Origin of the sequence: Streptococcus infantis (genome assembly GCF_047460405.1) — a bacterium.
In the GTDB taxonomy this organism is placed as follows: Bacteria; Bacillota; Bacilli; order Lactobacillales; family Streptococcaceae; genus Streptococcus; species Streptococcus infantis_Q.
In genome coordinates this window covers 40,217-56,184 of the sequence record NZ_JASHGH010000005.1, presented here as the reverse complement: position 1 = coordinate 56,184, position 15,968 = coordinate 40,217, and the positions used below count along the sequence as shown (strand labels likewise).

Sequence of the window (15,968 nt, the reverse complement as noted above, 5' to 3'; positions counted from 1 at the left end):
GGAGAAAATTATGGAGGAACAGTCGGAAATACTTAGTTCCAAGAAAGAGTTTGCCTTCGCGTCCAGTACGATCTTAGCTCAAGTAGGGCGAGGTATTATTGTTGGATTAGTCGTAGGACTTATTGTAGGATCATTTCGATTTTTGATCGAAAAAGGCTTTCATATCGTTCAAGGATTTTATCAAGACCAAGAGAATCTGATACGGAATCTATTGATTATTTTATTGTTTTATATCCTCATTTGCTTACTTAGTGCCAAATTAACACGCTCAGAAAAAGATATTAAAGGTTCTGGTATTCCTCAAGTTGAAGCGGAGTTAAAAGGTCTCATGTCTCTCAATTGGTGGAGTGTTCTCTGGAAAAAATATATTTTAGGTATATTGGCAATTGCTAGCGGACTCATGCTAGGTCGTGAAGGTCCCAGTATTCAGCTAGGTGCCGCTGGAGGAAAAGGAATTGCTAAATGGCTCAAGTCTAGCCCTGTTGAGGAGCGTTCTTTGATTGCTAGCGGAGCTGCTGCTGGACTTGCTGCAGCCTTTAATGCACCGATTGCGGGGTTATTATTTGTAGTGGAAGAAGTCTATCACCATTTTTCAAGATTCTTCTGGGTTTCTACCTTGGCTGCTAGTCTAGTAGCAAACTTCGTTTCCCTTCTCATCTTTGGCTTAACTCCTGTGCTTGATATGCCGGATGATATCCCTCTCATGAGTCTTAGTCAATATTGGATTTATCTGGTTATGGGGATTTTTCTTGGAGTTTCTGGATATCTATATGAGAAAGCCGTTCTGAATGTCGGCAAAGTTTATGATTGGATTGGGAAAAAGGTTCACATTGACAAAGCTTATCATCCAATTTTTGCTTTTATCCTGATTATTCCTGTGGGAATATTCCTACCTCAAATACTTGGGGGGGGAAATCAGGTTGTCTTATCATTAACAGAACAAGATTTTAGCTTCCAAATTCTCTTAATTTACTTCATCATTCGCTTTATCTGGAGCATGATCAGTTACGGAAGTGGACTTCCTGGTGGAATTTTCCTACCTATTTTAGCTTTAGGATCCTTACTTGGAGCTCTGGTCGGTGTTATTTGTGTCAATCTTGGCCTTGTTAGCCAGCAGCAATTCCCTATCTTTGTGATTCTTGGAATGAGTGGCTATTTTGGTGCTATCTCAAAAGCTCCTTTGACAGCTATGATTCTTGTGACTGAGATGGTCGGTGATATCCGAAATCTCATGCCATTAGGTATGGTGACCCTAGTTGCCTATATTGTTATGGATCTGCTCAAAGGGGCGCCCGTCTATGAAGCCATGCTAGAAAAAATGTTACCTGAAACAGCAACTAATGATGGAGAAATTACCCTAATTGAAATTCCAGTATCAGACAAAATAGCTGGTAAGCAAGTACATGAACTCAATTTACCACACAACGTACTCATCACAACCCAAGTACATAATGGTAAAAGTAAGACAGTTAATGGATCTACAAGGATGTATCTAGGTGATATGATTCATCTCGTGATTCCAAAAAGTGAAATTGGAAAAGTGAAAGATTTATTGTTGTAGAATTAGTTATTTACATAAATTATATTATGTCTTGTATATTAGTGGTCTAAGATTAGTAATTAAAATGATAGACCGAATCATATGAATCAAAACTCGATTCCTAAATAATGGTATCGAGTTTTTATATTGTATTCTAATAAACTTAAACTGTAGAAGCTTTAGAAATTTTTTAAGTCAATAAATTAATGATCAATTATTTACTTAGCGAATCTAGACGGTTTCTAGAATTGTTAGTCTTATTTGAACATTCCTAAATCTCCCCTATAACATCTTTCCGAAAAACTATAATTTTCTTGAAAAATATAACTAGCTATGCTATACTACTAGTATAGAATATTTGGAGAAAAACATGAAACGCGAGATCTTATTAGAACGGATTGATAAACTCAAACAAGTTATGCCCTGGTACGTTCTGGAATACTACCAATCAAAATTGGCCGTTCCCTACAGTTTTACGACATTGTACGAATACTTAAAGGAATACGATCGATTTTTCACCTGGGTTTTGGAATCTGGTATATCGGATGCTGATACTATGGCAAATATTCCTTTGGATGTTCTGGAGAACATGACTAAGAAAGACATGGAATCTTTTATTCTTTACTTACGTGAACGTCCTTTGCTTAATGCTAATACAACTAAAAATGGTGTCTTCCAAACAACCATTAACCGTACTTTATCAGCTCTTTCTAGTCTTTATAAGTATTTAACTGAGGAAGTTGAAAACGAGCAAGGGGAACCTTATTTCTATCGTAATGTCATGAAGAAGGTTGCTACCAAGAAAAAGAAAGAAACCTTGGCTGCACGGGCTGAGAATATCAAGCAAAAACTCTTTTTAGGTGATGAAACAGAAGGTTTTCTGACTTATATCGACCAAGAGTACCCACAACAACTCTCAAATCGTGCTCTATCATCGTTTAAAAAAAATAAGGAACGTGATTTGGCCATTATCGCCCTTCTCTTGGCATCTGGTGTCCGTTTATCTGAAGCTGTTAACCTAGACCTTCGTGACCTCAATCTTAAGATGATGGTCATTGACGTCACTCGAAAAGGTGGGAAACGCGATTCGGTAAATGTAGCCGCCTTTGCTAAGCCTTATCTGGAGCAATATCTTGCTATTCGAGACAAACGTTATAAGACAGAAAGGACTGATACAGCTCTCTTTCTGACCTTGTATCGAGGTGTTCCAAACCGTATCGATGCTTCTAGTGTCGAAAAGATGGTGGCCAAGTATTCAGAAGACTTCAAAGTTCGGGTAACTCCCCACAAACTACGCCATACGCTTGCAACTCGTCTCTATGATGCAACCAAGTCGCAGGTTTTGGTAAGCCATCAACTGGGACATGCCAGCACACAAGTTACTGACTTGTATACCCATATTGTCAATGATGAACAGAAAAATGCTTTAGACAGCTTATAAACTACATAATATAATTTATGTAAATAATAGCTACAAAAAAAGAAGCTGGGAAAAACCAACTTCTTTTTGCTTTATTCAACCACTGCCTCAGCAATTTCTTCTGCAGTGATCCCTGCGAAGTAACGGCCTAAGTTAATGGTTTGAAGGGCTTTAAGAACATCTTCACGTTCGTATTTAACGCCACGAAGAACATCTTCCACGGCTGCAACATCTTCGATACCGAAGAAGTCACCGTAGATCTTGATGTCTTGGATTTTTGATTCAATGACGTTAGCGAAGATTTCAACCTTACCACTTGGGAATTTTGTTCCACGGCGGACATTGTATTCAGGTGATTTCCCATAATTCCAGTCCCAAGTTCCAAACTTAGTTTCTTTGATTCGATTGATTTCAGCCAATTCTTCATCTGAAAATACATATTCTGTCATTTCAGGATATTCTTTTTTCATGTATTCCAAAAGTAGATCACGGAATTCTTCAACAGTGATTTTTTCTGGCAACTCATCGATAATATTAGTTACTCGAGCACGGACTGATTTAACCCCTTTTGATTCAAACTTATCTTTAGACACTTTAAGTGCGTTAGCTAGGACTGACAAGTCCACGTCAAAGAGAAGACAACCATGGTGCATAATACGGCCATTGATATAGGCTTGGGCATTGCCACAGAATTTTTTGCCATCAATCTCAAGGTCATTACGGCCTGTGAACTCAGCTTTAACGCCTAGTTGAGCTAAGGTATTGATAACTGGAGTTGAGAAGCTCTTGAAGTCAAAGGCCTTGTTTTCATCTTCTTTTGAAATGATGGTGTAGTTGAGGTTGTTTAAATCGTGGTAAACAGCTCCACCACCACTGATACGGCGGACCACCTCAATACCATTTTCTCGAACATAATCACGGTTAATTTCTTCAATAGTATTCTGGTGACGACCAACAATGATAGACGGTTTGTTAATCCAAAGAAGGAAGATTTGATCCTCGTCCAAAAGGTGTTTAAAAGCATATTCCTCTAAAGCGATATTAAAGGCAGTGTCGTTTGAATGATTGATAATATATTTCATGATATCCCTTTATACGATAGAGACTGGAAAAAAATTCCAGTCTAAACTATCTATCTTTATTTTTTCTTAGGTGAATGGATGGCCATTCCAAGAACATCAGCAAATGCTTCGTACATAACTTCAGAGTATGTTGGGTGTCCGTGGATTGTCTTAAGCATTTCTTCAACAGTGATTTCCATTTCGATGATACTTGACGCTTCGTTGATCAACTCTGCAGCAGCAGGACCAATGATATGAACACCAAGGATTTCACCATATTTCTTGTCTGCAATGACTTTAACAAATCCTTGAGCAGCATCTGATGCAATTGCACGTCCGTTTGCAGCAAAGTTAAATTTACCAATTTGAACATCGTATTTTTCACGAGCTTGTTCTTCAGTCAAACCAACAGCTGCTACTTCAGGAAGTGTATAAATAGCTGCAGGAGTCAAGTTCAATTTGGCAACAGCGTGGTTTCCTTTAAGCGCATTTTCAGCCGCAACTTCACCCATACGGAAGGCAGCGTGAGCCAACATCTTAGTACCGTTGATATCACCTGGTGCGTAGATACCTGGAACAGAAGTTTCCATGTATTCGTTAACCTTGATACGGCCACGTTCTAATTCAAATTCAACTTCACCGATACCTTCAAGGTCTGGAACACGTCCGATTGATAGAAGAGCTTTGTTAGCAATGATATCATTTTTTCCTTCAACCTTGATACGAAGTTTGCCATCTTCTTCAATGATTTCTTGAAGTTTAGTGTCTGTCAAGATAGTCATACCTTTACGTTCAAGGATTAAACGAAGATTCTTAGATACTTCCGCATCCATAGCTGGAACAATACGGTCCATCATTTCGATAACGGTAACTTTTGAACCGAACGTCATGAAGGCTTGTCCAAGTTCGATTCCGACAACACCACCGCCAATGATCACAAGGCTTTCTGGTACTTCGTTCATTTCTAGGATGTCGTCACTCGTCATCACAAGTGATGATTCCATACCAGGAACGTTGATTTTGCTTACTTTTGAACCACCAGCAAGGATAATCTTCTTAGTTTCAAGCAATTCAGAACCATTTACCAAGACATTCTTATCTTTAGTGATTGTACCGATACCCTTATGAACATCAACTCCGTAACTACGAAGGAGTCCTGCAACACCACCAACAAGAGTATTAACAACTTTAGATTTTGTTTCTAAAAGTTTGTCCATATCAACTGTGAAGTTAGGATTTTCTATCACAATACCACGATTTGCTGCATGACCGATATTTTCGATGATTTCAGCATTGTGAAGGTAAGTCTTAGTTGGGATACATCCGCGGTTCAAGCAAGTTCCACCAAGTTCAGATTTCTCAACAAGAGCCACTTTACCACCTAATTGAGCTGCTTTAATAGCAGAAACATAACCAGCAGGTCCACCACCAATAACAACGATATCGTAAGCATCATCGCTCTTACCATCATCGTTTGAAGCACTTACTGCAGGTACTGGGCTAGCTTCTGGTGCAGCAGCTCCTGCTGATGGGATATTTTCCCCTTCTTCACCAAGATAGCCGATTACTTCTGTAACTGGAACAGTTTCACCATCCCCTTTAAGGATAGCGATTAAGTATCCATCTTCTTCTGCTTCCAATTCCATGCTGACTTTGTCAGTCATGATTTCCAAAAGGATTTCTCCTTCTTTTACAAATTCTCCGACTTTTTTATTCCATTGGACGATTTGTCCTTCTGTCATATCCACGCCGGCTTTTGGCATAATTACTTCTAAGGCCATATCTTACTTCCTCTATCTATTTTTCTAAAACAAATACTTTAAACCAACATTGAGATTGGGTTCTCAATCAAAGCTTTTAAGTCTTTCATAAACTTAGCACCAGCCATACCATCTACGACACGGTGGTCAATTGTCAATCCAAGACTCATAATTGGACGAATCACGATTTCACCATTAACTACAACTGGTTTCTCAACTGTTGAGCTAACTCCGAGAATTGCTGAGTTTGGTTGATTGATGATAGGACCGAATGATTGAACACCAAACATCCCCAAGTTACTGATGGTGAAGGTTGAATTTTGCAATTCGCTAGGAGCTAGTTTACCATCCAAGGTACGTCCAATAACGTCTTTAAATGCAACTACCAACTCAGACAAGCTCATTTTTTCTGCATTATAGACAACTGGTGTCATCAATCCATTATCCATACCAACTGCCATCGCAAGGTTGACATAGTTGTGAGTGATGATTGTCTTACCATCTTCTGTCAATGAAGCGTTGATGTAAGGGTGTTTCATAAGCGTCTTAACAACTGCTAGTGAAAGCAAATCGGTAACAGTGATTTTCTTGCCAGTTGCTTCCATGATTGGATCAAGCACTTTCTTTCGAAGGGCAAGCATTTCAGACATATCTACATCGTAGTTAAGCGTAAATGTTGGAGCAGTCAAGTAAGACTCAACCATACGTTGAGCAATAACTTTACGCATAGGAGTCATCGGAATACGCTCGATTTCTCCATAAGGTGTTACGTTATCTGGAACTTCTTCGACTTTCTCAATTTGAGCAGGTGATTTAATCGTATCGTTTTCGATATTTTCAGGAAGGAAGGCTAAAACATCCTTCTTCATAATCTTACCACGGTGACCAGTTCCTTGGATTTCCTGCCAAGCAATATTATGCTCTAGTGCAATTCGTTTTGCGAGTGGTGAAATGCGAACCACATTAGTGTCTTTAAATGTTTCCACGTCTTCTTTGTGGACACGACCGTTTGCGCCTGAGCCAGAAATGTCGTAGAGATTAATTCCTAAATCATCCGCTAATTTTCTAGCCGCAGGAGTCGCTCTTAGCTTATCATCAGCCATGACCTCTCCTATTCTATTACAAGATATTAAGGACGAAGAGGGCAATGAAAAAATAGGAGATTGACGATGTGTTGCATGAACACAAGGAAATCTATCTTTTTTTCGCAGACCTCCGTCCGAATTCAATTATAAGATACTAAGGGCGTCAAAAGTCTCAGTGAAAATAGGAAACTTGACGAAGAAACTTTAGTTTCTAGGAAAGTTTATCTTTTTCACCCAGACTTTAGCCCGAGTTCAATTTTATGATGCAAAGGGCTTTTAGCCCGTGCTCTAATCTAAGATATCAAGAACGTAGAGGACAAAGAAAAAATAGGAGATTGACGCTGTGTTCGATGAACACAAGGAAATCTATCTTTTTTTCACGGTCCTCCGTCCGGATTCAACTCTACAAGCAACTTGGACACGGAACGTGTCTCAAGTTGCTACGGTTGCCGCTATTAGGCGGCCAACCTAGTAGACTTACTAAGTTTTTTGCCAAATATTATCGATTCGTCAAAAAACTGTCGCTTTTTATCAATTTAAAACTAAACATAAAATACTAATACATATTACATAATTTATTTTATGTATTATTGTTTATTATATGTTTTACGGATGGCATCTTTGATGCTTTCAACTGTCGGAATCATTGCATTTTCAAGATTTTGTGCATAAGGCATTGGTACATCCTCACCTGCACATCGACGGATTGGAGCGTCTAAGTAATCAAATGCTTCTGATTCAGAAATGATAGCTGAGATTTCACCGATAAAACCACTTGTCTTGTGGGCATCGTTGACAAGAACTACTTTTCCAGTCTTCTTAACTGAATTAATAATGATGTCTTTATCAAGTGGAACCAAAGTACGTGGGTCTACTACTTCTACTGAGATGCCTTCTTCAGCTAACTCTTCAGCTACTTGCATAACACGACGAAGCATTTTACCATAGGTTACAACTGTAACATCCGTTCCTTCTCGTTTGATTTCTCCGACACCAAGTGGGATAGTATAGTCTGGATCAACAGGAACCTCACCTTTTTGGTTGAATTCTGATTTGTATTCCAGAATGATAACTGGGTTGTTGTCGCGAATAGAAGACTTAAGAAGCCCTTTCATATCAGCTGGTGTACCTGGAGCTACAACCTTCAATCCTGGGATATGAGTAAACCAAGATTCCAATGATTGTGAGTGTTGAGCTGCAGAACCTACTCCGTTACCAGCTGCACAGCGGATAGTCATTGGGACTTGGCCTTTACCACCAAACATGTAGCGAGTTTTAGCTGCTTGGTTGACGATAGCATCCATGGCAATAACTGAAAAGTCCATGAAAGTCATATCAACGATTGGACGAAGGCCAGTCATAGCAGCACCAGCAGCAGCACCAGAAATTGCAGCTTCTGAAATTGGACAGTCACGTACACGTTCTGGTCCAAATTCTTCAAGCATACCTACAGATGTACCAAAGTCTCCACCAAAGACACCGACATCTTCACCCATCAAGAGTACATTTTCATCACGACGCATTTCCTCAGACATTGCAAGGATAATGGTATCGCGGAAAGACATTAATTTAGTTTCCATATTTTCTCTACTTCTCCTTAGTCTGCGTAAATATCTTCAAATGCTGATTCAAGCGGAGGGAATGGACTTTCTTCTGCAAACTTAACAGATGCCTCCACTGCTTCCTTGACTTGAGCCTGAATTTCTTCAAGTTCTTCTGCACTAGCAATTTTATTTTCAACAAGGTACTTGCGGAGGTTTTCGATTGGATCTTTTTCCTTCCACATATCGACTTCTTCACGTGTACGATATTTACCAGGGTCTGATGATGAGTGACCAAGCCAACGATAGGTTACACTTTCAATCAAGACAGGACCTTTACCAGAACGAACATGGTCAACTGCTTTCTTAAATCCTTCGTAGACATCGATAACATTGTTACCATCTTCAATAAACATACCAGGAATACCATAAGCTGCGCTACGTTCATGGATATGTTGAACATTGGTCATTTTCTTAATATCTGCTGAAATTCCATAACCGTTATTGATACAGTAGAAAATTACTGGAAGATTCCAAATTGAAGCCATATTAACAGCTTCGTGGAATACACCTTCGTTAGTTGCTCCATCACCAAAGAAGCAGACAACGATTTTACCAGTGTTTTTCATTTGTTGAGTAAGGGCTGCACCTACTGCAATCCCCATACCACCACCTACGATACCATTAGCACCAAGGTTACCTGCATCTAGGTCGGCGATGTGCATTGATCCACCTTTACCTTTACAAGTTCCAGTATACTTACCAAGGATTTCAGCCATCATACCATTAAGGTCGATTCCTTTAGCAATGGCTTGTCCGTGACCACGGTGGTTCGATGTTATGAGGTCGTCTTCGTTTAGAGCTAACATAGCCCCAACGTTGGCAGCTTCCTCACCAACAGAAAAGTGCGTCATTCCTGGCACTTTTCCTTTTTTTACTAATTGAGCAATTTTTAAGTCCATACGACGAATTTCTTCCATCTTACGGAACATCTCAAGCAAAAGATTTTTATCTAAAGTTGACATAATCTTGCCTTTCTAAGTTTAATTTCTTATAGTTCTATTCTAACTTATAGGTTAACTAGAGTCAAAGATTATGCTTGATAATTTTTCACAATATAAAAAAAGAAAAGCCAATGAAATCAAGACTTTTCTTTGTGTAAAATACAAATTTCACAAGTTGTTTTTTCATCATTTTTCAACAAATTATTTGAATCTTTTCATAATAACTTGTAAACGCCACTGATAAAGAATTCCACTTACCATTAAACTAATGATAAGAGCAATCCAATAGGAGTACGCACCTAAACTAGTCGAATAATCAAGATATAAGCCAAGCGGAATCCCAACACCCCAGTATCCGAGAAGACCAAGACAAAAAGGAACAATCGTATCCTTGTAACCTCTTAAAATTCCTTGTAAAGGTGCCGCAAAGGTATCAGCTAACTGGAAGAACAAACTATAGGTCATAAAAGATGCTGTCAGTTGAATAAATTCTGAATCTTGACCATATAGTCTAGCTACATTTTCACGATAGATGTAGAGAAAACTAAGTGTTAAAACTGCAAATACCATAGCTGTTAAACGGCCAATATGGATATACTGTTTTGCATCGTCTAACCGTTTAGCTCCTACCTCATAAGAAATCACAATGGCCATCGCAGTTGAAATACTCATAGGAAAAGCATACATCAGATTTGAAAAGTTCATAGCTGACTGATGACTTGCAATAATAAGTGATGAGAATTTCGCCATAATCAAACCAACAACTGAAAAAATGGCTACTTCAGCAAATACCGTCCCACCAATTGGTAGACCAAGATAAATAGCTTCCTTGATTTTTTTGATTTGTAGGGGCATAGGTTTTTGGAGTTGATATTCCTTGAGCTTTTTATGCTTTAACAAGACCAAAATCGAAATCAGCAACAAAGCCCAGTAGGCAAGGGAAGTTCCCAGACCTGCTCCTGCACCTCCTAACTCAGGAAAACCAAAAGCTCCATAAATCAATACATAGTTGAAACCACTATTTAAGGGTAGCAAGAGGAGCATGAGATACATAGACAATTTTGTCAGTCCTAGCGTATCAAGTAGCGATCGAATAACACTAAAAAGCAAGAGAGGAATAATACCGATGGCTAAGAGCCACAGATAACGTATGGCAACGCTGGATACAGCCACTTCCAGTCCCATGAATTGTAACACAATTGGTGCTAAAAAGAAAACCAAGCCAAAAAGTACGATAGATAAGGCTAAAGCCAAATAAAGAAATTGATAAAAATCCGAAGAAACTTCTTTCTTTTTTCCTTGTCCCAAATGGTGACCAATAATAGGGACCAAGGCTGATACAATCCCTGTCAGAAAGGTGAAAAAAGGATTCCATAAGCTTGTAGCTATGGAAACTCCTGCCAGATCCAGTGTATTATACTGACCCGTCATTGTTGTATCAACAAAGGAGGCCGAATAATTAGCAAATTGGTAAATCAATATCGGAAAGAATATTTTTAAAAATAAGATAATTTTATCTTTGAGATGTTGAGTTGAGTACATACCTTCTCTTTCTACTCCTTTTCATCCAAGCCAAAAAGCTTTAAGCCGTATTTTTTCAAGCTTAATGGTGGATTACTAGCTTTCGATGTCGTGTGCCAACAATTACAAGTGTCGCAATAATAGCTCCTAACCAAGCCACCATTATCATAGTCTACGGCGTGGTCAGCTTTTTCCTTGGTTTCATATTGAAGTTTAGTACGGTTGGCAGCAGGACAAAACACTCCGTGACAAGCCTTTCTTTTTCTATCTCTAAGTTTACGAAAATAATTCATCCTCAAGCTCCTACTCTGCTTGATAAACGATTTGGCCCTTACAGATGGTGTATTTGACCTGCCCTTTTAACTTTTCACCGATAAATGGTGAGTTAGACGCTTTAGAAGCAAAATGGGAGTCCACAAGACGGTCAGCCTTGGCATCAAAAATAGTGATATCTGCTGGACCGTTCTCAGCCAAGTAACCTGCTTCAAAGTTATAAAGTTTGGCTGGGTTATAGGTCATCTTTTCGAGCAATTCCATCAAACTTAACTCACCAGCTTCGACCAAATAAGTCAAACCGAGAGCAAGAGATGTTTCCAAACCTGTCATACCAGATGGCGCTTTGGTAATATCCTCAACATTTTTTTCATCTGCATGATGAGGCGCGTGGTCTGTCGCAATAACTGTGATGACACCCGACTTGAGACCTTCAATCACGGCACGACGATCTGATTCCAAACGAAGTGGAGGATTCATCTTAGCATTGCTACCTTGTGTCAAAAGGAGTGCTTCTGTTTTAGAGAAATGCTGTGGCGCTACTTCTGCTGTGACTTGCGCACCTAGCCCCTGAGCAAACTCCACTACTTTAACGCTTTCTTCTTTAGATAAATGCTGAATATGGACATGAGCTTTTGTTGCATAGGCAATCATAACATCGCGAGCAATCATAGCATACTCAGCTACTCCTGTTGCCCCACAGATATGGAAGTGTTCTTTAGCGATATTTTCGTTAAAACCAAGCGTACCATTTAAGCCAGGATCTTCTTCATGAAGACTAATAAAAGTATTTAGTTTTTTCGCTTCTTCCATGGATTCCTTGACAACTTTACTACTTTCAAGAGGAATCCCGTCATCAGAAAAACCAACAGCACCAGCTTCTAAAAGCGCCTTAAAATCTGTCAAATCTTGGCCATTAAAGTTTTTGGTAATCGTTGCGACAGACTTAACGTTAATCTTTTCCTTTGCTGCTGATTGAAGAACTTCCTCTAAAGTCTCAACATCTGAGATAGTTGGATTGGTATTAGCCATCATTACGACTGTCGTAAAACCACCTGCAGCTGCTGCTAGTGCTCCTGTATGAATGTCTTCTTTATGTGTTTGACCTGGTTCACGGAAATGAACATGGATATCCACCAAACCAGGCGCAACTACAAGACCAGTAGCATCTATTACTTGAGCACCTTCTTCCTGGATTTCAGGAGCAATTTGAACAATTTTCCCTTCATCAACCAAAACATCACAAACTTGATCCAAACCAGACTTTGGATCCATGACACGACCATTTTTGATTACTAGCATCTGCTTTCTCCTTTATTCGTAGAAATCAACTTGAGTGTCCAATAATTTATCACCATCATAGACAAACTTAGCTGAAAAGAAGGGCTTATCTTCTAAAAGCCACTCGACAAAGGTATGGTCACCTTCCCAGGTCGGTTTGCTTAAAACTTCATCGTAAGGAACCCATTCTAATGTTCCTTCATTACAGTCAATCAATTCTCCCTCGAATTCTGTCACCTTAAAGACGTAGGTGTACCAGTCCAAGTCCGGTGTAAACTCTGGAAAGGTGATAACTCCTTTTAATACTGGTTTTGCTTTTAGACCAGTTTCTTCTAAAATCTCACGAGCAGCACATTCTTGTGGAGTTTCTCCACGCTCTAACTTTCCACCTACACCGATCCATTTTCCTTCATGGACATCATTAGGCTTTTTATTGCGATGAAGCATGAGCAATTCTTTTCCATTATCAATGTAGCAAATTGTCGCTAGCTGAGGCATATTCTCTCCTTATCTAAGCCAATCGATTGGCTCTTGTCCTGTTTCTGTTAAGAATGCATTAGCCTTGGAAAAAGGCTTGGAACCCCAAAATCCTCTATAAACCGACAACGGACTGGGATGGGCTGATTCGATAATCAAGTGCTGATGATTGGTAACTAAGGCCTTCTTCTTGCGTGCATAGGCTCCCCAGAGTACAAAAACGACTGGCCTATCTAGATGATTGACCACCTGAATCACAGCATCTGTAAATGGCTCCCATATCTGACCAGCATGACCATTGGCCTGACCAGCAGGAACAGTCAAGCAAGCATTAAGAAGCAAGACTCCTTGCTCAGCCCAAGCTGTCAAATCATGTGATTTCTTAACTCCGATATCATCTGACAATTCTTTCAAGATATTTTGCAGGGATGGCGGAGCCGGGATAGAGTTAGGAACAGAAAAACTCAAGCCTTGCGCCTGACCTGGCCCATGATAGGGGTCTTGCCCTAGAATCACCACTTTAACTTCTTCAAGCGGTGTTGTCAAGAGAGCTTGAAAAACCTTCTCCTTAGGTGGATAAACGGTTCCCTGAGCATAGACCTGGTTCATAAACTGATTGATTTTACCGAAATAACCTTTGGGTAATTGCTCCTTAATCAAAGCATGCCAAGACGAGTGTTCCATAGCCAACTCCTTCGTTTTTACTGCCTCTATTATAGCAAAAAGTGGCTATCTAAACCACTTTTTACAGTTTATCTAAACAATCCAGCAAGTCTTGATAAGAATGGATTTCGTAAGTCGGCTGGGCTTGTGTGTAATTTTCTAGGTGATGAGGGTTGTACCAAATCGTGTCAATTCCAGCATTATTGCCACCTTGAATGTCGGCGGTTAGGGAATCTCCAATCATCAGCGTCTTTTCTTTGCTAAAACCTTCAATCTGCTGACCAATTTTTTCATAAAAGAGAGCATCCGGTTTTTGTGTTTGCAGCTGTTCAGAGATAAAAACTTGATTGAAATAAGGTGCCAGACCCGATTGAGCCAAACGTCCCGTCTGAATGCCAGTAATGCCATTTGTCGCAGCATAGAGCTCATAGTCTTGTTTTATCAAATTTTTTAATAAATCTTCCACACCTAGGTAAGTCTGCCCCTGTTTGGAAAGGAAAAACTGGTAGCGCTCTGCTAAGTAGGACCCATCTTTTTCAATACCAAAATGAGCAAACAATTTTTCAAAACGAGTGTTAATTAACGCATCCTTTGTAATTTTTTTCTGTTCCAAATCCTTCCAAAGGGCTTTGTTCATGGGCACATAATAATCTTTGTAATTTTGGATATCCTCTACTCCTTCTTCTTCTAAGAGTTGCGTCAGAGCTATATCCTCAGCAGCATCAAAATCGAGTAAGGTGTGATCGAGGTCGAAGAGTAGAAATTTGTAGGACAATTTGAGAGTTTCCTTTCTAGGTACTTAATAGATTAGTTTATTTCTTCTTATTCTTAGTTTTATTCATCAACATACCAACTACAACTGGAGTAACCACACTTCCAACTTGTCCAACAACTTTAAGTATCTTTTTTGCTTCATCTATTTTTTTGTTTCTACATGATTCGCACTTATTGTGCTTATAACTTGATGGTAAATCCCTAGTACATGTCTTGCATTTTTTTATTTTTTTCATTCTAACACCTCTGTCTCAATAGAATCTGGTTTATTTGGCAATTTCATTATAGAAGTTTCAATTTTTGGCAATTCTTTTGTCCAGTAATTTGTAGGAGAAGGATCAAGTAGATCGAGTCTCTCTACTAATTCCTGAGAACTGAGATAAGTTTCGTTAATAAATTTCCCAAAGTAATCCAAACTTTTTTGAGCAGCTTTTTTCTCGCCCAACTCATTATAAGCTATTGCTGCTGATAGTGAAACAATATTTACAGCTGCTAATCCATCTCTAATCTCATTCATACGAGCTTCAATTTTATCTGGTTTATCCCCTTTTAATAACTTACCCCAAGTAGAATCTGGTTGTTCTTTGATAAAATTTACATTTGATTTTTGACTAAGCATTAAGAGATTTCTACTATCTTCTGCATCTGAAATAACTTGCAGTAACATCATTGTTCTAATGTTTGAATCTGATATTTCTCTAGCTTGCAAGAGTTTCTGTTGACAACTATAGGCTATTGCAAGTCTATCTGACTCCTGTCCTTTTCTGACGTCCTCAATAGCATATTGTACATTCTGAATCTCCTCTGCAATCTGAGCCATTTGAATTTGTGACGAATAATCGGCTAACGCTTTATTTAATTCTGGTGTCAACTTAACAGATTTCAATGGTACATTTCCAATGACTTTATTAGTATTAGTGTTTACTAATACAGCCAAGAGAGAGCCATCTTTCTTTGTCATTAATTTTAACACTCCTTGAGCAATTTGTTCCCGTTGTTCTGGAGAAAGAATTGCCTGAAAAACCTCTTCAGGTATACTAGATTGGACAACATTGATAAAGGCTGGAGCAGAATATAACATTTTTTCTACTTCAGATAAGATTTTATTTGCATTTTTGACTAAAGGTTTGGCTATTTCTGGTAACTTATTAAAAAACGATGAGGGTTTTAGTTCATAACCATCAATATCAAGAATATCGAAGTCATCTTCTCCAAAAAATAAAACTTCATCCATAAATTACTACCTCATTATGTTTAAATTATTAGAAATATTATACCATATTAAACAAAATTATGATTTTGATTTTTCTTTAATATCATTTATCCAATCATTTTTACTGGAATCTAACATAGAATAATACTATCCTACACAATTGACAGCTCAAATCTTTCAGAATAGAACAATCCTATCTATCGAATATTCTGTTTTCATAAATATCCATGCAATTCTAGACTTAGAATCCCTATAAATTAAATGTTTTTGTACTCTTCTAAGTAATTGATTACCTTAAATGTTAATTTTTGAAGAATTCTAAAGCTAGAATAGTCCCATCACAATCTGTTTTGAA

The 15,968-nt window shown here is 38.7% G+C and carries 15 protein-coding genes; 2 read left to right on the top strand and 13 right to left on the bottom strand.

All coding sequences use genetic code 11. The annotated features are described in order from the left end of the window. Positions 1–10 precede the first annotated feature (10 nt). Both QM928_RS03505 and xerS read left to right on the top strand, forming a co-directional pair. Positions 11–1,561: a chloride channel protein gene (locus QM928_RS03505; protein WP_414294500.1), complete on the top strand. Its 1,551-nt coding sequence runs from the start codon at positions 11–13 to the stop codon at positions 1,559–1,561. Positions 1,562–1,910: 349 nt separating this feature from the next. After that, complete coding sequence (xerS, locus tag QM928_RS03500; protein WP_414294501.1) at positions 1,911–2,981, top strand: tyrosine recombinase XerS; 1,071 nt, start codon at positions 1,911–1,913, stop codon at positions 2,979–2,981. Between the two features lie 71 nt (positions 2,982–3,052). On the opposite strand, the gene QM928_RS03495 is transcribed toward xerS, so the two are convergent. The 13 genes from QM928_RS03495 to QM928_RS03435 form a co-directional block, all read right to left on the bottom strand. Further along, a complete protein-coding gene (locus QM928_RS03495) occupies positions 3,053–4,042 on the bottom strand; it encodes a lipoate--protein ligase (RefSeq protein WP_311522293.1) in 990 nt (329 codons plus the stop codon). Positions 4,043–4,098: 56 nt separating this feature from the next. Next, a complete protein-coding gene (gene lpdA, locus QM928_RS03490; protein ID WP_414294502.1) occupies positions 4,099–5,802 on the bottom strand; it encodes a dihydrolipoyl dehydrogenase in 1,704 nt (567 codons plus the stop codon). 38 nt (positions 5,803–5,840) lie between these two features. Next, positions 5,841–6,884 (bottom strand): dihydrolipoamide acetyltransferase, encoded by a 1,044-nt coding sequence (locus tag QM928_RS03485; RefSeq protein WP_049503337.1) that lies wholly within the window; start codon positions 6,882–6,884, stop codon positions 5,841–5,843. A gap of 569 nt (positions 6,885–7,453) precedes the next feature. Next, positions 7,454–8,446 carry an alpha-ketoacid dehydrogenase subunit beta gene (locus QM928_RS03480; protein ID WP_414294503.1) on the bottom strand — a complete coding sequence of 331 codons (993 nt, stop codon included), beginning with the start codon at positions 8,444–8,446 and terminating at the stop codon, positions 7,454–7,456. 17 nt (positions 8,447–8,463) lie between these two features. Further along, the gene (locus QM928_RS03475; RefSeq protein WP_311522290.1) at positions 8,464–9,432 is read right to left on the bottom strand and encodes a thiamine pyrophosphate-dependent dehydrogenase E1 component subunit alpha; all 969 of its coding nucleotides are present in this window, start codon (positions 9,430–9,432) and stop codon (positions 8,464–8,466) included. Positions 9,433–9,612: 180 nt separating this feature from the next. Then, complete coding sequence (locus QM928_RS03470) at positions 9,613–10,953, bottom strand: MATE family efflux transporter (protein WP_414294504.1); 1,341 nt, start codon at positions 10,951–10,953, stop codon at positions 9,613–9,615. Positions 10,954–10,964: 11 nt separating this feature from the next. Continuing rightward, positions 10,965–11,225 carry a hypothetical protein gene (locus tag QM928_RS03465; RefSeq protein WP_075230518.1) on the bottom strand — a complete coding sequence of 87 codons (261 nt, stop codon included), beginning with the start codon at positions 11,223–11,225 and terminating at the stop codon, positions 10,965–10,967. Positions 11,226–11,235: 10 nt separating this feature from the next. Continuing rightward, positions 11,236–12,507 (bottom strand): dihydroorotase, encoded by a 1,272-nt coding sequence (locus tag QM928_RS03460; protein ID WP_414294505.1) that lies wholly within the window; start codon positions 12,505–12,507, stop codon positions 11,236–11,238. Positions 12,508–12,519: 12 nt separating this feature from the next. After that, positions 12,520–12,984, bottom strand: a complete 465-nt coding sequence (locus QM928_RS03455; protein ID WP_001135775.1) for an NUDIX hydrolase — start codon at positions 12,982–12,984, stop codon at positions 12,520–12,522. Between the two features lie 9 nt (positions 12,985–12,993). Further along, positions 12,994–13,647 (bottom strand): uracil-DNA glycosylase, encoded by a 654-nt coding sequence (locus tag QM928_RS03450; RefSeq protein WP_153225336.1) that lies wholly within the window; start codon positions 13,645–13,647, stop codon positions 12,994–12,996. Positions 13,648–13,708: 61 nt separating this feature from the next. Further along, on the bottom strand, positions 13,709–14,401 hold the full coding sequence (locus tag QM928_RS03445; RefSeq protein WP_153225335.1) for a YjjG family noncanonical pyrimidine nucleotidase: 693 nt from the start codon (positions 14,399–14,401) through the stop codon (positions 13,709–13,711). 37 nt (positions 14,402–14,438) lie between these two features. Continuing rightward, positions 14,439–14,636 carry a hypothetical protein gene (locus QM928_RS03440; protein ID WP_153225334.1) on the bottom strand — a complete coding sequence of 66 codons (198 nt, stop codon included), beginning with the start codon at positions 14,634–14,636 and terminating at the stop codon, positions 14,439–14,441. Continuing rightward, entirely contained in the window at positions 14,633–15,634 is a 1,002-nt protein-coding gene (locus QM928_RS03435) for a hypothetical protein (RefSeq protein WP_153225333.1), read from the bottom strand. Before QM928_RS03435 ends, QM928_RS03440 begins: the two co-directional genes overlap by 4 nt. Between the last annotated feature and the right edge of the window lie 334 nt (positions 15,635–15,968).